Annotated in this window: 18 protein-coding genes and 1 pseudogene; 7 read left to right on the top strand and 12 right to left on the bottom strand. The window is 75.1% G+C overall.

The annotated features are described in order from the left end of the window. Window positions 1-214: 214 nt before the first annotated feature. The 9 genes and pseudogenes from NRO40_RS16165 to NRO40_RS16125 form a co-directional block, all read right to left on the bottom strand. Complete coding sequence (locus NRO40_RS16165; RefSeq protein ID WP_107115011.1) at window positions 215-1,636, bottom strand: hypothetical protein; 1,422 nt, start codon at window positions 1,634-1,636, stop codon at window positions 215-217. Next, a complete protein-coding gene (locus tag NRO40_RS16160; RefSeq protein ID WP_079046843.1) occupies window positions 1,633-2,340 on the bottom strand; it encodes a SigE family RNA polymerase sigma factor in 708 nt (235 codons plus the stop codon). Before NRO40_RS16160 ends, NRO40_RS16165 begins: the two co-directional genes overlap by 4 nt. Before the next feature lie 288 nt (window positions 2,341-2,628). Beyond that, on the bottom strand, window positions 2,629-3,132 hold the full coding sequence (locus NRO40_RS16155; RefSeq protein WP_232790965.1) for an Asd/ArgC dimerization domain-containing protein: 504 nt from the start codon (window positions 3,130-3,132) through the stop codon (window positions 2,629-2,631). Next, window positions 3,113-3,385 carry an aspartate-semialdehyde dehydrogenase gene (locus NRO40_RS16150; RefSeq protein ID WP_232790975.1) on the bottom strand — a complete coding sequence of 91 codons (273 nt, stop codon included), beginning with the start codon at window positions 3,383-3,385 and terminating at the stop codon, window positions 3,113-3,115. Before NRO40_RS16150 ends, NRO40_RS16155 begins: the two co-directional genes overlap by 20 nt. Window positions 3,386-3,406: 21 nt before the next feature. After that, a pseudogene (locus tag NRO40_RS30700) lies at window positions 3,407-3,589 on the bottom strand (hypothetical protein); the annotation flags it as partial. 221 nt (window positions 3,590-3,810) lie between these two features. Continuing rightward, complete coding sequence (locus tag NRO40_RS16140) at window positions 3,811-5,082, bottom strand: aspartate kinase (RefSeq protein ID WP_058940822.1); 1,272 nt, start codon at window positions 5,080-5,082, stop codon at window positions 3,811-3,813. A gap of 479 nt (window positions 5,083-5,561) precedes the next feature. After that, window positions 5,562-6,227: a DUF5063 domain-containing protein gene (locus NRO40_RS16135; protein ID WP_058940821.1), complete on the bottom strand. Its 666-nt coding sequence runs from the start codon at window positions 6,225-6,227 to the stop codon at window positions 5,562-5,564. After that, window positions 6,220-6,819 carry a recombination mediator RecR gene (gene recR, locus NRO40_RS16130; RefSeq protein WP_058940820.1) on the bottom strand — a complete coding sequence of 200 codons (600 nt, stop codon included), beginning with the start codon at window positions 6,817-6,819 and terminating at the stop codon, window positions 6,220-6,222. Before recR ends, NRO40_RS16135 begins: the two co-directional genes overlap by 8 nt. Window positions 6,820-7,176: 357 nt before the next feature. Next, entirely contained in the window at window positions 7,177-7,512 is a 336-nt protein-coding gene (locus NRO40_RS16125) for a YbaB/EbfC family nucleoid-associated protein (RefSeq protein WP_058940819.1), read from the bottom strand. A gap of 573 nt (window positions 7,513-8,085) precedes the next feature. Here NRO40_RS16125 and NRO40_RS16120 point away from each other — a divergent pair. Next, window positions 8,086-8,808: an SLATT domain-containing protein gene (locus NRO40_RS16120; RefSeq protein WP_408057011.1), complete on the top strand. Its 723-nt coding sequence runs from the start codon at window positions 8,086-8,088 to the stop codon at window positions 8,806-8,808. 185 nt (window positions 8,809-8,993) lie between these two features. On the opposite strand, the gene NRO40_RS16115 is transcribed toward NRO40_RS16120, so the two are convergent. Beyond that, window positions 8,994-9,644, bottom strand: a complete 651-nt coding sequence (locus NRO40_RS16115) for a hypothetical protein (protein WP_058940818.1) — start codon at window positions 9,642-9,644, stop codon at window positions 8,994-8,996. Between the two features lie 259 nt (window positions 9,645-9,903). Between NRO40_RS16115 and NRO40_RS16110 the strand changes: the two genes are divergently transcribed. Continuing rightward, entirely contained in the window at window positions 9,904-10,494 is a 591-nt protein-coding gene (locus NRO40_RS16110) for a maltokinase N-terminal cap-like domain-containing protein (RefSeq protein WP_058940817.1), read from the top strand. 196 nt (window positions 10,495-10,690) lie between these two features. Here NRO40_RS16110 and NRO40_RS16105 read toward each other — a convergent pair whose 3' ends face one another. Beyond that, window positions 10,691-11,563 carry a GntR family transcriptional regulator gene (locus NRO40_RS16105; RefSeq protein WP_058940816.1) on the bottom strand — a complete coding sequence of 291 codons (873 nt, stop codon included), beginning with the start codon at window positions 11,561-11,563 and terminating at the stop codon, window positions 10,691-10,693. A 117-nt stretch (window positions 11,564-11,680) separates the two neighbouring features. Beyond that, window positions 11,681-13,036, bottom strand: a complete 1,356-nt coding sequence (locus NRO40_RS16100; protein ID WP_058940815.1) for an aspartate aminotransferase family protein — start codon at window positions 13,034-13,036, stop codon at window positions 11,681-11,683. A gap of 195 nt (window positions 13,037-13,231) precedes the next feature. On the opposite strand from NRO40_RS16100, the gene NRO40_RS16095 reads away from it, so the two are divergent. The 5 genes from NRO40_RS16095 (at window position 13,232) to NRO40_RS16075 (ending at window position 16,273) form a co-directional block, all read left to right on the top strand. Continuing rightward, window positions 13,232-13,861, top strand: a complete 630-nt coding sequence (locus NRO40_RS16095) for a DJ-1/PfpI family protein (protein ID WP_058940814.1) — start codon at window positions 13,232-13,234, stop codon at window positions 13,859-13,861. After that, a complete protein-coding gene (locus NRO40_RS16090; protein ID WP_058940813.1) occupies window positions 13,858-14,349 on the top strand; it encodes a MarR family winged helix-turn-helix transcriptional regulator in 492 nt (163 codons plus the stop codon). Before NRO40_RS16095 ends, NRO40_RS16090 begins: the two co-directional genes overlap by 4 nt. Window positions 14,350-14,638: 289 nt before the next feature. After that, window positions 14,639-15,424, top strand: coding sequence for a putative protein N(5)-glutamine methyltransferase (locus NRO40_RS16085; protein WP_058940812.1), 786 nt, complete (start codon window positions 14,639-14,641; stop codon window positions 15,422-15,424). A 373-nt stretch (window positions 15,425-15,797) separates the two neighbouring features. After that, complete coding sequence (locus NRO40_RS16080) at window positions 15,798-16,028, top strand: hypothetical protein (RefSeq protein WP_228978058.1); 231 nt, start codon at window positions 15,798-15,800, stop codon at window positions 16,026-16,028. 50 nt (window positions 16,029-16,078) lie between these two features. Beyond that, a complete protein-coding gene (locus NRO40_RS16075; RefSeq protein ID WP_058942469.1) occupies window positions 16,079-16,273 on the top strand; it encodes a hypothetical protein in 195 nt (64 codons plus the stop codon). Window positions 16,274-16,300 lie beyond the last annotated feature (27 nt).

Below are 16,300 nucleotides of genomic sequence, written 5' to 3'. Positions count from 1 at the left end.
GGCTGGGCGGGCGTCGGCGCGGGCCGGCGTCGCTCGGGCAGGGCCTGGGACGGGCGTCGGGGCGGTCGGGCCTCGGGCAGGCGACGGCGTTCGGGCCGGCCGGGGGTGTAGGGGCGTTGCCGACGGCTGCGGGCGGGGGCTGGGGCTTGGCCCTTGGTGCGACCGGGGCGGGGGTGGGCCGCTGGTGTGGGCCCACCCGTTTCCGTCCTGGGGGTTACTGGGCCGGGAGGAGACCGGTGCGGTAGATCGTGCCGGTGCAGGCGTCGGGGACGGTCGCCTCCGCCGTGGGGCCGCCCACGTCCGGGGTGTGCGTGACGCTCACGCTGCCGTCGGCCGTGCCCCCTTCGGAGACGAGCTGGGGCTCGGTGGCCGCGCCGGCGCCCGACTCCGCGCCGCCGCCCTCCGCCGCGCCCGTCCCGGTGCCACCGGTCGCGGGCGTGGGCTCCGTGGTCGGGGACGGGGTGGGGTCGGGCGTGTTCCCGCCGTCCGTGGGGCAGGTCTCGGCCGGTACCCAGGCGAACTTCACGTCGTACGCCGCCGACGGCTTCAGGGTCAGGTGGCTGACCGACGCGGAGGGGTCGGGCAGGCCGCCCGCCGCGTCACCGGACGTGTGGGTGACGACGCTGATGCGGTTCTGGTCGGCGGCCCCGTTCGCGCGGAAGCCGACCGTGCCCACGCCGTCGACGACGCAGTCGGTGCTGGAGACGTTGGAGATGCGGAAGGTGCCGTACACCGTGCCGTCGGAGCCGGGGGACCCGGCGTCGGCGGAGACCACGCCGAGCTGGCCCGGGTCGCAGACCGGGAGGGCCGCCGTGGCGGACGTGGACGGGTCCGCGGTGCCGTCGGCGCCGTCGGTCGCGCCGCTGGCGGCCGCCTGCGGCTTCTCCTTCGGGTCCTTGCCGCCCTTGGCCTTGCTCGCGGGCGTGCCCGAGGGGCCGCCGGTGGTCTCCTCGCCGGTGGCGCCCTTGATGGCGTCCCCGGTGCCGCCCTGGACCTGCTCGCCGTGGCCGGCGTTGACGGGGTTGGCATCGGAGGCGCTGTCCGACGCGGCGACGTGGACGAAGGCGGGGACGCCGGTACCCAGCAGGATCACCGCGGCTGCCGCGCCGACGATCGCCTGGCGCTTGCGTGCGCGTCGGGCGGGGACCGCCCTGCGGAGGTGGTCCAGCACGTCGTCGGAGGGCCGGATGTCGCCCACGGCGGTGTGGAGCATGCGCCGCAGCGCGAGCTCGTCGACCAGCAGGCCGTCCGCGTCGGCGTCCGTGGCGGGGGTGTCCCCGTCCCTGGCGTCCGCCCCCGTGCCGTCGGTGCCCGTGGCGTCCGGACCGGCCCCGAGCGCGCCGGCGGTGCCCGGGGCGTCCGTGGCGGGGGTGTCCCTGCCCGGGGCGTCCGCACCCCTGCCGTCGGTGCCGCTGGCGTCCGGGTCGGAGGTGTCCGGGCCGGTGGTGTCCGCGCCGCCGTTGTCCGGGCCGCTCGTGTCCGGCGTGGTGGTGTCCGGGGTGTGCGTTTCGGAGGAGTCCTGTCCGGCGGCGTGCAGATCGCCGTCGTGCCCGTTGTTCACAGTTCCGTTCCCAGTCCGGTCGTCCGACGGCCCGTCCGGCCCGTTGTGCTCGTGGCTGTCCGCGCGGTCGCTCATGCCGTGGCCCCCATGGTGACGCGCAGGGCGGCGATGCCGCGGGAGCCGTACGCCTTCACCGACCCGAGCGATATGCCCAGGGTCTCGGCGACCTGCGCCTCCGTCATGTCGGCGAAGTACCGGAGCACCAGCACTTCGCGCTGGCGGCGCTGGAGCCCGCGCATCGCCTTGATCAGCGCGTCGCGCTCCAACTGGTCGTACGCGCCCTCCTCCGCGCTCGCCATGTCGGGCATCGGCTTGGAGAGCAGCTTCAGCCCGAGTATTCGGCGGCGCAGGGCGGAGCGGGAGAGGTTGACGACGGTCTGGCGCAGATACGCCAGGGTCTTCTCGGGGTCGCGGACCCGGCGCCGCGCGGAGTGCACCCGGATGAACGCCTCCTGGACGACGTCTTCGCAGGAGGCGGTGTCGTCGAGGAGGAGCGCGGCGAGGCCCAGCAGCGAACGGTAGTGGGCGCGGTAGGTCTCGGTGAGGTGGTCGACGGTGGTGCCCGCGGTCATCGCGGCCCCGGTGTCGGTCCCGGCTCCGGCGCCCTCACGCGGGAACGGGACGCCGGCACGGCGCGTGGCGGGCGTGGGCGCGATCACCGGCATGCCGCCGCCGCGCCGACGGTCCCGCGGGGGCCGCTGAGGCGGTCGTACGAGCGGGAAGACCGCCGCGCCACCGCGAAGGGGGCCCGCTGATGTGATGTCGAGAACCTCTGCCACGCCAGTTGGACACGTCGACCCCCGTCAGGGTTGTACGCGCACGGCTCCGCTTTCGACGGTGCGTCGTTCGCCCTCATGCGTATCCGCTCTTCCCCTAAGCCCCGTTCACGCGGTCGCGCCATGGGGCGACCGCGTTCGGACGCTGCCGCCACCCACCGCCGGCGTGGGGGAGGAAGCGTCGTCTGACATGCCAGCGCCCCAGTTCCAGCGGTACGGACCGAAGACCTTTGCGCAGGGCGTTCACAGATCCTACAAAGGCGGGGCCGGGCGCACACCGGGTATCCGCGGTCAGGCCGGCGCCGCGCGTCCGGCGACCGGTTCCGCGGCGATGCCCTCCGCGATCTGCGCGGTGTTCAGCGCGGCCCCCTTGCGGAGGTTGTCGCCGCACACGAGGAACTCCAGGGCCCGTTCGTCGCCCGGGTGCCGGCGCGCCCGGCCCGCCCACGTGGGGTCGGTGCCGACGACGTCGGCGGGGGTGGGGAAGTCGCCGGTCTCGGGGTCGTCCTGGAGGACGACGCCCGGCGAGGTGGCGAGGATCTCATGGGTGCGCGTGACGGTGCCGCCCGTTCGAACCGCGCGTGCACGGCGACGGAGTGGGCGGTGACGACGGGGACGTGGACGCAGGTGGCGGCGGACCGCAGGGCGGGGGGCGAGGATCCGGCGCGTCTCGGCCCGTAGGCGCAGCTCCTCCGAGGACCAGCCGTCCTCCTCGCAGGTGCCGGACCAGGGGACGACGTCGAGGGTGAGCGGGGCCGCGAAGGGACCCGCGTCGTCACCGACGGCCCTGCGCACGTCGCCGGGTGCGGCGCCCTGCCCGGTGCCGGCGACGGCCGCCGACCTGCCCGCGCAGCACGTCGACCCCGGCCTGGTCGGCGCCGCTCGCCGCCTGGTACGCGGAGACGACCGGCTCGTCGAGGCCGAACTCCGCGCGGAGCGCCCCGACGGCCACGATCAGCGCGAGCGTGGTGCAGTCGGGGCTCGCGACGATGCGGCGCGGCCGGAGCCGGGTGGCGTGCGGGTCGACCTCGGGGACGACGAGCGGCACGTCGGGGTCGGCACGGAACGCCGGTGAGGCGACGACGACGGTGCCCCGGGCGGCGGCGATCGGCGCCCAGCGGGCGGCGACCTCCTCCGGGCCAGGAACACGGCGACGCCGGCGCCCCTGAGCGTCTCCTCGCCGAGCGCGAGGACCTCCGCCTCCGCCCCCGTACGGCCGGCCTGCGGCCGATGGGTCCGGCCGTCCCGCCATGACCGTCCCGCCGCCGGCCGTCCCCCCGCAGGTGGCGGGGGGAAGCGCGAGCAGGCGTATCTCGCCCCGGACGTCGGCGCGCTGCGGCAGGATCCGGAGCATCACCTCGCCGGCCGCTCCGGTCGCGCCGACGACCGCGAGCGCCGGCTTCCGGCGCGTCGCGACGTCACGACGTCACGACGTCCCGGCCGCAAGGGTTCGCGCGGTCCGGGTCCCTGCCGTCAGCGGCCCGTGCCGCCGTAGACGACGGCCTCGGCGGACTCGCTGTCCAGACCGAAGGCGGTGTGGACGGCACGGACCGCCTCGTTGACGTCGTCGGCGCGGGTGACGACCGAGATGCGGATCTCGGAGGTGGAGATCAGCTCGATGTTCACGCCGGCGTCGGACAGCGCCTCGAAGAAGGAGGCGGTGACGCCCGGGTTGGTCTTCATGCCTGCGCCGACCAGGGAGATCTTGCCGATTTGGTCGTCGTAGCGGAGGGACTCGAAGCCGATGGCGCCCTTCTGCTTCTCCAGGGCGTCGATGGCCTTGCGGCCCTCGGTCTTGGGGAGCGTGAAGGAGATGTCCGTCAGACCGGTGGACGCCGCGGAGACGTTCTGGACCACCATGTCGATGTTGATCTCGGCGTCCGCGATGGTACGGAAGATCGCGGCGGCCTCGCCCGGCTTGTCGGGCACGCCGACGACGGTGATCTTCGCCTCGGAGGTGTCGTGGGCGACACCGGAGATGATGGCCTGCTCCACCTTGCGGTCCCCTCGCGGTTCGTTGCTGACCCACGTGCCCTGGAGCCCCGAGAAGGACGAGCGGACGTGGATCGGGATGTTGTAACGGCGTGCGTACTCGACGCAGCGGTGCAGCAGCACCTTGGAGCCGGAGCTGGCGAGCTCCAGCATGTCCTCGAAGGAGATCCAGTCGATCTTCCGGGCCTTCTTCACGACCCGCGGGTCGGCGGTGAAGACGCCGTCGACGTCGGTGTAGATCTCGCAGACCTCGGCGTCCAGGGCGGCGGCGAGGGCCACGGCCGTGGTGTCGGAGCCGCCCCGGCCGAGGGTGGTGATGTCCTTCTTGTCCTGGGAAACGCCCTGGAAGCCCGCGACGATGGCGATGTTGCCCTCGTCCAGTGCGGTGCGGATCCGGCCCGGCGTGACATCGATGATGCGCGCTTTGTTGTGGACCGAGTCGGTGATGACGCCTGCCTGGCTGCCCGTGAACGACTGGGCCTCATGGCCCAGGTTCTTGATCGCCATGGCCAGCAGCGCCATGGAGATCCGCTCTCCGGCGGTCAGCAGCATGTCGAACTCACGCCCGGCAGGGATCGGGGATACCTGCTCGGCGAGATCGATCAACTCGTCCGTCGTGTCGCCCATCGCGGATACCACGACGACCACCTGGTGGCCGTTCTTCTTGGCATCGACGATTCGCTTGGCGACGCGCTTGATGCCCTCGGCATCGGCAACGGAGGAGCCTCCGTACTTCTGCACGACAAGGCCCACGTGCGCTCCTCGCTCAGTCCGTTTGCGGTCAGCTCAGTCTAACGAGCGACCGGAGAACGCCCCCGTGGTGCCACATCCTGAGATGTCCCGCTCAGGTGGTGATCATCCGCATCGGACGGGGACGCGGTCCGGTCGCTCCGAGCCGGTACCTGCCCGCCGGCCCGCCCGGTACGCGGAATGTGGGGCGGGTCACGTCGGGGAGGCCGCCGCGTGGACGTCGGTGGCGGCCGGTTCAGCCGCAGGGGACACGGTCGACCCGGCCGTACGGGGCCGGGGCGAGACGGAGCGGCCACCCGGCCGTACAGGGCCGGGGTGGGAGCGGCGGTCCGGGACGGGCCGCGGCGGGGCGCCCGCGCGGACGACGTGGACCCGACGGACCCCGACGGACCCCGGCGGACCCGGCGGGCGACGCGACCCGGCGGACGACGCGGACCCGGCGCGTGGACGAGCCGCGCGGCCGGGTCCGGGGGCGTCGGGGGCTACTTTCGGGAGGGGGAGTGCAGGCCCAGGGGTCCGGCGATCTCCTGCACCATGACGCGGCCGGCCTCCTCGGCGAGGTCGTCGTCGGGCAGGTCCTCGTCCGTGTCGAGGCCGTCCAGGGCTTCCAGGGGCTGGTCGAGGCGGACGTGCGAGACGAGGGACTGCAGGGCGCGGAGGGTGGCGGAGGCGGTGGGGCCCCAGTTGGAGAAGTACGAGAACTGCCACCACCACAGCGCCTCGGAGGTGCGGCCCGCCCGGTAGTGGGCCAGGCCGTGGCGCAGGTCGGTGATGATGTCGGCGAGGTTGTCCGAGATCCGGCACGGGACCGGCGCCTTGCGCGGCTCGTACGGGTCGAAGACCTCCGAGAAGACGTCCACCGGGTCCAACAGCTCGGCGAAGCGCAGGCGCAGCTCGTCCACGTCCACGTCCGGACCCGTGTCCGGTTCGTACGGCTCGTCGGGGACGATGTCCTCGTGCGCGCCCAGCCGGCCGCCGGCGAGGAGCAGCTGCGAGACCTCCAGCAGCAGGAAGGGGACGGCGCTGTCGGGCTCGTCGCCCTTCGCCACTTCCGTGGTGGCCACGATGAAGGACTCGATGGAGTCGGCGACCTGGACGGCGAAGCTGTCCGGGTCGAGCGAGTGGGCGTGGAGCGTGGCGTCAGACATCGAGGAGTCTTCTCCCTTCGAACGCGCGACCGAGCGTGACCTCGTCGGCGTATTCCAGGTCTCCGCCAACGGGCAGTCCGCTGGCGAGGCGCGTGACCTTCAGGCCCATGGGCTTGACCATCCGCGCGAGGTACGTCGCGGTGGCCTCCCCCTCCAGGTTGGGGTCGGTCGCCAGGATCAGCTCGGTGACCGTGCCGTCCGCCAGGCGGGCCAGCAGCTCCCTGATCCGCAGGTCGTCCGGGCCCACGCCCTCGATCGGGCTGATCGCCCCGCCGAGCACGTGGTACCGGCCCCGGAACTCGCGCGTCCGCTCGATCGCGACGACGTCCTTGGGCTCCTCGACCACGCAGATGACCGCGTCGTCCCGGCGGGCGTCACGACAGATGCCGCACCGCTCCTCCTGGGCGACGTTGCCGCACACCGCGCAGAACCGGACCTTCTCCTTGACCTCCAGCAGGGCGTGCGCCAGCCGCCGTACGTCGGTCGGCTCCGCCTGCAGGATGTGGAAGGCGATCCGCTGCGCGCTCTTGGGACCGACGCCGGGCAGTCTGCCCAGCTCGTCGATGAGGTCCTGGACCACGCCTTCGTACAACGGAACGCCTCTCCGGGAGTGCAGTCTTGGTCTTACGGTAGTTGCTGGGGGTGCGCCGCAGAAGCCTCGGCGTGGGTGACACCGTCGGGAAACGCGGCACGGGGGTGCCCACGGGGCGCCCGATGCCGGAGGGCGCCGGGCGGGATCGGCCCGAACCGCCCCGCAGTCCATCGGATCCGCTCGTAGCGGGCGGAACCAAGCAGACTGAGCGGAACCAAGCAGACCGAGCGGACCGAGCGGACCGGGCGGACCGGGCGGACCGGGCGGAACCGCGGGGAACCAGGTCGAGGGAGCCCGGACCGGTCGGTACTTCTCGTCACCCCGCGGCACCGCTGCCGCGGGGCCGGGCCGAAGGGGTCAGAAGGGCAGGCCAGGCATGCCGCCCAGGCCCTGCGCGAGCGGGCCGAGCTTCTCCTGCTGGAGCTGGTGCGCGTTCTCGTTCGCCGCGTGCACGGCCGCCACGACCAGGTCGGCGAGGGTCTCGGTGTCGTCCGGGTCGACCGCCTTCGGGTCGATGACCAGGGCCCGCAGGTCACCGGAGCCCGTGACCGTGGCCTTCACGAGGCCGCCGCCCGCCTGACCCTCGACCTCCGTGCGGGCCAGCTCCTCCTGGGCCTGGGCGAGGTCCTGCTGCATCTTCTGGGCCTGCTGGAGCAGCTGCTGCATGTTGGGCTGGCCACCACCGGGGATCACGGTCACTCCTGCGCGTCGACGAGGTCATCGGTCACGGCCGAGCCTACGTGGTCGCCGCTCGGCACGCCCCACGCACACCGCTGCACTCTTTGGAGTGAACGCCTGGCGCGCCCCCTACCTGATCACGCCGCTCATGCGGGCGGAAATCCACGGATGTCGCCCCCCTGGACCACCATTCGGCGGTAGGAAGGGCTCCGCGCGGCGCACACCCCGGACGCCCCCGACCAGGCGGTACCCGACCGGTACCACCAGCCCCACCGGCCACGACGGCCGTGCCATGCCCGCGCCCGACCCGTCCGCCACCTGCCCCGCCCGCCCCCGTCCCGTCCGTCCTCGCCGTCCGTGCCCCCCCCCGTCCGTGCTCCCCGTCCGTCCGCCCCTCCGGCCGCGCTCGACCCGGCAGCCCCAGTCCGCTCCCCGCCGTCACACCGACCCGCCGCCCGTCCCCTCGTCCCGCCCCGCTCGTCACCGCACCGCCGCCGCCGACCTCCCCCGTCCACCCGCCACGCACGCCACGGAACGTCCGTCACCGCACGTCACGCATTGTCACGCAGAGCGCAGAGGAGTGCCCCGGTGAGCCAGCCGGAGATGCAGCCCGGGGGGCCCGCCCGGGGCGAGGACCTGACGGGACGGCCGTTCCCGCTCGGCGACTGGGGCGAGCCGGCCGAGCGGCTGGACGAGCTGTACCGGTGGGTCGAGGGCAACGCCCTGCGCACCGCCGACTGGTACCTCGCCGACCGGACGTGGAAGCGCCGCGGCGCCCGCGCGCTGCGGGCCGGTACGGCGCTGGGCGCCGTGCTCGGGGCCGCGCTGCCCCTCCTGGACCTCACGGGCGCCCTGGACGGCGCCGCCGGCTGGGGGTACCTCTCCCTGCTGCTCGCCGCGGCGTGCATGGCGTGCGACCGGTACTTCGGGCTGACCTCCGGCTGGATGCGGGACGTGGCCACCGCCCAGGCCGTGCAGCGGCGCCTGGCGACGCTCCAGTTCGACTGGGCGTCGGAGAGCGTGCGGGAGGTGCTGGGGCCCACCGAGGGCACGGCGGGCGAGGCGGCGGAGCGCTGCCTCGGGGTGCTGCGGCGGTTCACCGACGACGTGACGGAACTGGTGCGCGCCGAGACGGCCGACTGGATGGTGGAGTTCCGGGCCGGGCCCGCGCCGCTCGTCACGCAGTCGCTGGGCGCGGCGGCGCACGCGCGCTCCGACGGCGGCGGGACGCAGCCGCAGGGCGGCCGCTTCCTGCTGCCTCCGGCCACCCGTCCCAACATGCCGCGCCAGCGGCCCCCGGAGCCGCGCTGACACCTGCCGCTCCCGGCCCTCCCGCCCCCGGAAATCCTCCCGCCCCCGGTCCCTTCCGGACACTCCTGGGCCCCAGCGGCTCTCCGGGACTCCCGGGGATCCCAACGGCTCTCCCGGGGCTCCCGGGTCTTCCAGCGGCTCCCCCGGGACGCGCGGCGGGCCGGCGGCGGCGCCCGGCCCGCGCGTCAACTGAAGATGATCATGGAGCCCTGGGCGAGGCTCCGCGTCGCCGCCGCGTGCAGCCCCAGCCACACGTGCCGCTCCCGGGCGAAGGGGCTGTCGTCGTACGGGATCGGCGCGGCCGGCTCCTCCAGCGACGTGGGGTGCCGCGGCGGCAGCGGCGCGGCCGGCGGGTTCCCCGGGTCGATGCCGATCGACGGGGCGACGTGCTCCAGCTCCCGCAGCAGCCCCTGCGCCGAGCCGAGCGGTCCGCCGCCGGACAGCAGCTCCTCCGTCGACAGCGGCGTCGGGAAGTCCACGGGCACGTAGGCGCCCGCGTGGTCGTAGTGCCAGACCAGGTGAGACTGCTGTGCCGTCGCCTCGAACATCTCCAGCAGCTGCTCGTAGTCCCCGCCCAGTTCGTCGACGGGCGTCACGGCGAGACCGCAGACCTGGAGCAGGTATGCCCTGCGCAGGAAGTGCAGGGCGTCGTAGTCGAACCCGGCGACCGGCGCGACGTCACCCGACAGGCCGGGCATGTACGCGAAGACCGGCACGGCCGGCATCCCGGCGCCGGTCAACGCCCGGTCGTAGGCGGCGATCTCCTCGGCGAACGGGTTGTCAGGGCTGTGGCACAGCACGTCGACCAGGGGGACCAGCCACAGGTCACAGGCCAAGGTTGACTCACTCTCGGGTCATCGGGGCAACGGATCGTTCGGAGCAACGGATCATTCGGGCCATCGGGTCGTTCGGGTCATCGGGCGTCCGGGACGACGGGCCGTGGGCGGTGGGCCGTTGCGGAGGTCCGGCACAGACTAGTCCGGCGCCGTCGGGTCCCGGCGTTCGGGCAGAGTGATACCCGGTGGCACCATTCGCGAAGCCGGGCGGCCCGCGCGCCGGGGGGAACACGGTGGCCGTGCGGGGAGTTGACCCGGCATGGCGATCATTCACCGGACGACGATGGAACCGACCAAGCTGGAGCTCCTGGCCGGTTGGCTGCCCGCGCAGCCGTGGTACGACGGCACGGGCGGGGAGCCGCGGCTCGACCGGATCGGCGGGTGGCGGCTGGACGACCCGGAGGGGGCGGTGGGCATCGAGTTCATGGTGGTCGGCGACACCTCCGGGGACGCGCCCCGCTCGTACCACGTGCCGCTCACCTACCGGGGCGCGCCGCTCGCCGGGGCCGAGGACGCCCTCGTCGGGACGTCCGAGCACGGGGTGCTGGGCACGCGCTGGGTGTACGACGGCGCCCATGATCCGGTGCTCGTCGCGCAGGTGCGGGCGCTCCTGCGGGGCGACGCCGCACCGCAGGCCCAGAGCGAGAGCGACACCCCCGACCCGACGGTCACCACCCGGTTGGCGGAGGGCGCCGACCCGGACGCGGCGGCGCTCGTCGTGGTCCGCGTCCCGGGGCAGGAGGACACCGCCGGTGCGCTCGGCGAGGTGACCGCGCCCTGGTGCCGCGCGGACGGCGAGTCGAGCCGGGCGCCGTACTTCGTCCTGCGCGACCCCTCCGGTACGGCGTAGCGAACCGGAGGGGGTGCGGGGTGACGTGAGGGAACGGCAGGTGCCATGAGGGCGCCGGGCCGGCCGCGTGCGGGGCCCTGCGAGGCCGTGCGCCGGCACTTCGGCCGATGCGGGGCACGGCCGGCCCGGTGAGGGCGCGTCAGGCGGGTGGGGTCACGTCGGGCGGATGTCGGCGCGTCAGGTGGTGGAGAGCGCGTCAGGCGGGTGGGGCGGGGCGCGGGGCCGGGAGGCGTTCCAGGTGGTCCGCCCAGCGCAGGGCGTGGGCGTTGTACGCGTCCAGGACGGCGCCGACCCGCGCCGGCGCCCCGGTGGCGACCGCGTCGACGAGCTCCTCGTGGCCGCTCCACAGCCAGTCGCCGGGGCGCGGGTCGGCGCGCAGGTGCGGCACGGCGAAGACCCACGCCTGGACGCGCAGCCGGTGGAGGAAGTCGGCGATGTAGTGGTTGGCGACGAGGCCGCCCAGCTCCCGCCAGAAGCGGACGTCGTAGCCGATCAGGATGTCGAGGTCGCCGGCGCGGGCGGCTCGGGCGGCGGCCTCGGCCCGACGGCGCACCGGCCCGAGCGCCTCCGCCGGCAGACAGGACCGCGTGGCCGCGCCGGGCGAGGGCGCGGGCGCCGATGCGGCCGCCGTGCCGGACGGAGCAGGGACGGTCGTCCCCGCGCCCGCCGCGGCCGGGGTCGCCGGCACCGCGCCGGGCGGGGTCGCGGCCGCGGTCGCGGCGCCGGCCGTGGCCGCGCGGGCACCGCCCCGGTGCGCCGCGTGCCGGGGATCGCGTCGCAGGACGCCGTCCACGACCAGGGCGCGGGCCTCCACCATGCCCCGGTAGTCGCCGACCGTGAACTGGTGCACGCGGAAACCTTTGTGCTGGTCGGAGTCGAGCAGTCCCTGCGCCGACAGGTCGACCAGCGCCTCCCGCACGGGCGTCGCGGAGACCCCGTACTGTTCGGCGATCTGTTTGACGGTGAACTCCTTGCCCGGCTGCAGCCGTCCGGCGAGCACCTCGTCACGCAGCGCGTCCGCGATCTGCTGGCGCAAAGTGCTGCGGGTGACAGGTCCGCTCGCGGGCATGGGCAGGTCCCCTCCGTCCGGTTTCGGACACCTTAAGCCAGTCGGAGGGGGTCACCCGTAGGGGTAGGGCGAGGGGGACGTCACACCGGCGGGCCGCACGGGTGGGGCACCGGCGGGTCACCCCGTGTGTTCGTCCGCCACGCACAGCGCCGCGTCGAGCGCCGCGAGACCCTCCTTCGCCTCGGCGTCGGTCAGGGTGCAGGCGGGGACGACGTGCGTCCGGTTCATGGTGACGAAGGGCCACAGTCCCCGCTCCCGGCAGGCGGCGGTGAACGCGGCCATGGGCGCGTTCGCCTCCCCGACCGCGCCGTACGGCACGAGCGGCTCGCGCGTCCGGCGGTCCCGTACGAGCTCCAGTGCCCAGAAGGCGCCGAGGCCGCGCACCTCGCCCACCGACGGGTGGCGTTCGGCGAGCTCCCGCAGCCCCGGGCCGAGGACCTCGGCGCCCAGCCGGTCGGCGGCCTCCACCACGCCCTCCTCCGCCATGGCCCGGATCGTCGCCACGGCCGCCGCGCAGGCCAGCGGGTGCCCGGAGTACGTCAGCCCGCCCGGATAGGGGCGCCGCTCGAAGGTCGCGGCGATCTCCGGGCCGATGGCGACGCCGCCCAGCGGCACGTACCCGGAGTTGACTCCCTTGGCGAAGGTGAGCAGGTCGGGGACGACGTCGTAGTGCTCGGCGGCGAACCAACGGCCGGTGCGGCCGAAGCCCGCCATGACCTCGTCCAGGATGAGGACGACGCCGTGCCGGTCGCAGAGCTCCCGCACGCCGGCGAGGTAGCCGGGGGGCGGGGGCATGATGCCGGCCGTGCCGGGGACCGTCTCCAGGACGATCGCCGCGACCGTACCGGGCCCCTCGAAGACGATCGTGTCCTCCAGGTGCGCCAGGGCGCGCTCGCACTCCTGTGCCTCGTCCGCGGAGTGGAACGGCGACCGGTAGAGGAAGGGCGCCCAGAAGTGGACAACCCCGGCGGCGCCGGTGTCCGAGGGCCAGCGGCGGGGGTCGCCGGTCAGGTGGATCGCCGTGGCGGTGGCGCCGTGGTACGAGCGGTACGCGCTGAGGACCTTGTGCCGGCCGGTGTGCAGCCGCGCCATGCGCACGGCGTTCTCGACGGCCTCGGCGCCGCCGTTGGTGAAGAAGATCCGGTCGAGGTCGCCGGGCGTGCGTTCGGCTATCAGCCGGGCGGCTTCGGAGCGCACGTCGACGGCGAAGCCCGGCGCGAAGGTCGCGAGCCGGCCGGCCTGCTCCTGCACGGCGGCGACGACCTTCGGGTGCTGGTAGCCGATGTTGCTGAAGACGAGGCCGCTCGTGAAGTCGAGGAAGCGGTTGCCGTCGTAGTCCCAGAAGTACGCGCCCTGGGCGCCGGCGACGGCCAGCGGGTCGATCAGCGCCTGGGCGGACCAGGAGTGGAACACGTGCGCGCGGTCGGCGGCCTTGACGGCCGCGCCCTTCCGCGGGTCGGGATGAGGGGTCATGCGGGTGAGCGTAGGCAGCGCCGACCGCGCCGGGACATGGCCACCTTGTCGGGGGCGGCGCCCGCCCGGGTCGGCAGGGTGTCGTGTCCGGGGTCGGCGGCGGGGCCGCGCGGGGAACTGTTGACAGCATGCTGCCTTGGTGACAGCCTTCTGCCATCAGGTGGATCCCGCCACAGCGCGCCCCAGGAGGTCGTCATGACCGGCACCACCGCATCCCCGCGGACCGTGCACCTCGCCGTGTACGACACGCTCGCCGACTGGGAGACCGGGCACGCCACGGCCTGGCTGGCCCGCGGCGGCCTCGCCGTCCGCACGGTCGGCCCGACGGCCCGCCCGGTCACCACGCTCGGCGGGCTGCGCGTCACCCCGGACCTCGCCCTCGCCGACCTGCGCCCCGACGACAGCGCCCTGCTGGTACTGCCCGGCGCCGACCTGTGGGACGGCGACGCGGAGCGGCTCGCGCCGTTCGCCGCCACCGCCCGTGCCTTCCTCGACGCGGGCGTGCCGGTCGCGGCGATCTGCGGGGCCACGGCCGGGCTGGCCCGCGAGGGCCTCCTCGACGACCGCCCCCACACCAGCTCGGCCGCCGGCTACCTGGCCGCGACCGGCTACCGCGGCGCTGCCCACTACACGGAGGCGGACGCCGTGACGGCCGGCGACCTGATCACTGCCGGGTCGACGGAGCCCGTCGCGTTCGCCCGCGAGGTGCTGGGCCGGCTCGGGGTGTTCGAGGGCGAGCTCCTCGACGCCTGGTACCGGCTGTTCCACGACTCGGACCCGGCCGCGTACGAGGTCCTCGCGGCGGCGCAGGGCACGGACGCGTGAGCCCGGACCGCGATGCCCATCACCGCGCCGAGCAGGCGCTGTTGAGCCGTACCGCGCTCGGCGTCTTCCGCCTCAACGGCCAGTTCCTCGCCGTCTCCGAGGAACTGGCCCGCCCCGCCGGGCTCACCGCCGCGTGGTGGCAGGTCCTCGGCGCCGTCCTGCGCGAGCCGCTGCCGGTCTCGGGGATCGCCCGCACGATGGGCATCACCCGCCAGAGCGTCCAGCGCGTCGCCGACCTGCTCGTGGAGCGGGGGCTCGCCGCGTACGCGCCGAACCCGGCCCACCGCCGCGCCAAGCTGCTGCGGCCCACCGAGGAGGGGCGCGCCGCCGTCGCCCGCATCGACCCCGGCCACGCCGACCTGGCGGCCCGGCTGGCGGCCGAGCTCGGGGAGGAGGCGTTCGCCGAGACGGCGCGCGTGCTGGAGCGCCTGTCCCGGGCGATGGACACGGTCGCCGGGCAGCGCGGCGCCAACGGGCCCGTGGGGTAGGGTCGTCCGGGTCGATCGCCGGGACGCGCACGAGCACGTGCACGCGCCGCGGCGGACGGCACAGGACGACAGGCGCAGGACGCCGGACGTCGGGCGCAGGACGCCGGGCGTCGGACCGAAGAGGTCGGGCGCCGGACGCCGGACCGACGACCGCGGAACGAGGAGGTGGGACCCATCAACGCCAGGCAAGGCAGGGCGCTCCCCTCCCACGGCGGTACGGCGACCACGCCGCGGCCGTAGAAGCACCGCCGGGAGCACCCGCGTACGCGGCTCCCGAAAGGCTCTTCCCATGTCCGTTCCCCACGACATCGTCACCACCCTCCGCGCCGCCGGGTGCGTCTTCGCCGAGGACGAGGCGGAGCTGCTGCTCGCCTCCGCCCGCTCCGCCGCCCACCTCGACGCGATGGTCGCCCGCCGCGTCCTCGGTCACCCCCTCGAACACGTCCTCGGCTGGGCGTGCTTCGGCGGCGTCCGCGTCGCCGTGGACGCGGGCGTGTTCGTACCGCGCCGCCGCACCGAGTTCCTCGTCGAGCGGGCCGCCGCGCTGGCCCCGCGCGGCGGCCGCGCCGTCGTCGTCGACCTGTGCTGCGGTACCGGCGCGCTGGGCGCCGCCCTCGTCACCGCCCTGGACGGCGGCGCCGCCGAACTGCACGCCGCCGACATCGACCCGGCCGCCGTGCGCTGCGCCCGCCGCAACGTCGCGCCGCTCGGCGGCCTCGTCCACGAGGGCGACCTGTACGCGGCCCTTCCGGCGGGGCTCCGCGGCCGCGTCGACGTACTGCTGGCCAACGTCCCGTACGTACCGACCGGCGAGGTCGGCCTCCTGCCGCAGGAGGCCCGCCTCCACGAGGCGCTGGTCGCGCTCGACGGCGGGGCGGACGGCCTCGACGTCCTGCGCCGCGTCGCGGCCGGGGCGGGGCGGTGGCTCGCGCCCTCGGGCGTCCTGCTGTCCGAGACGAGCGGGCGTCAGGCGGACGCCGCCGCGGGGGTCCTGGCCGACGCGGGGCTCACGGCGCGCGTCGAGACGGACGAGGAGCTGTACGCCACGGTGGTGACCGGCACCCGCACCGACTGAACGACGCGGCGGGGCGGGGCAGTCGGGCTCGACGGCGCGGGCGGGGGCGGGGCGGGGACGGGCGCGGCGGGCGCGGCGGGCGCGACCGGACGCGGGGGACCGGGCCCGGGCTGCGGGGACGGGCGCGGCGGGCGCGGGCCCCCGGACCCGGCGGGCGCGGGCTGGTCGGCGTGCCGGGCGCGGGCAAATCGGAGCGAACGGGCGGGCGGGGGCTTCGGGGTCGCCCGGGCGGGACCGCGCGCGGCGCCGTTGTGCGACGATGCGGGCCCGGCCCGGCGGCCCCGTCGATCCGCGGGCCCCGTCCAGCCGTTGACAGGAGGTCGGTCATGACAGTCACCGAGCGGTGGTCCGCGGCGGCCCGTGCGGGGCGGCGGTGAGAACCGTGATCGCCGGCCGGCTGGTGGAGCTGCCGGGCACCATCGCCGCGATCCGCGCGGCGCTGGACGAGGACCGGGCGCGTGAGTTCGACGCGGAGATCCCGCACGTGCCCGTGGCGGACCTGCCGGTGACGCTGGCCCGCTGGGCGCTGTCCACGACGGACGCGGACCGGGAGGACGCCGAGCTGTTCGAGCGGCTGGCGCGCGGCGAGGACGTACGGGAGTGACCGGCTACCGGCTCCAGTACGCGCCCCCGGCGGACCTCGCGCTGGAGTCCATGGACCCGTCCCTGCGCGCACGCTTCGACGCGGGGATGCGCACCTCGCTCGCCCCCGACCCGTACGGGCAGGGCTCCGCGCCGATGGGCAGTGACGAGGACCGGCGGGAGGCGACGGTGGCGGGCGTGGTGATCCGGTACTACGTGAGCCGGAGCGTCCTGACGGTCACCGTGGTCCGCGTCGTCTTCCTCTGAGCGGCCCGCCGCATCGGCGGGCGACGT

The sequence above is a fragment of the Streptomyces changanensis genome (assembly GCF_024600715.1).
GTDB classification, from domain to species: Bacteria; Actinomycetota; Actinomycetes; order Streptomycetales; family Streptomycetaceae; genus Streptomyces; species Streptomyces changanensis.
This window is presented reverse-complemented; position numbering and strand designations above follow the sequence as displayed.

Bases quoted from the DNA above. Each gene is read 5' to 3' on its own strand.
- NRO40_RS16165 (WP_107115011.1), bottom strand. From the start codon at position 1,636: ATGAGCGACCGCGCGGACAGCCACGAGCACAACGGGCCGGACGGGCCG.
- NRO40_RS16135 (WP_058940821.1), bottom strand. From the start codon at position 6,227: ATGTCTGACGCCACGCTCCACGCCCACTCGCTCGACCCGGACAGCTTC.
- NRO40_RS16110 (WP_058940817.1), top strand. From the start codon at position 9,904: ATGGCGATCATTCACCGGACGACGATGGAACCGACCAAGCTGGAGCTC.
- NRO40_RS16105 (WP_058940816.1), bottom strand. From the start codon at position 11,563: ATGCCCGCGAGCGGACCTGTCACCCGCAGCACTTTGCGCCAGCAGATC.
- NRO40_RS16100 (WP_058940815.1), bottom strand. From the start codon at position 13,036: ATGACCCCTCATCCCGACCCGCGGAAGGGCGCGGCCGTCAAGGCCGCC.
- NRO40_RS16095 (WP_058940814.1), top strand. From the start codon at position 13,232: ATGACCGGCACCACCGCATCCCCGCGGACCGTGCACCTCGCCGTGTAC.
- NRO40_RS16085 (WP_058940812.1), top strand. From the start codon at position 14,639: ATGTCCGTTCCCCACGACATCGTCACCACCCTCCGCGCCGCCGGGTGC.
- NRO40_RS16075 (WP_058942469.1), top strand. From the start codon at position 16,079: ATGGACCCGTCCCTGCGCGCACGCTTCGACGCGGGGATGCGCACCTCG.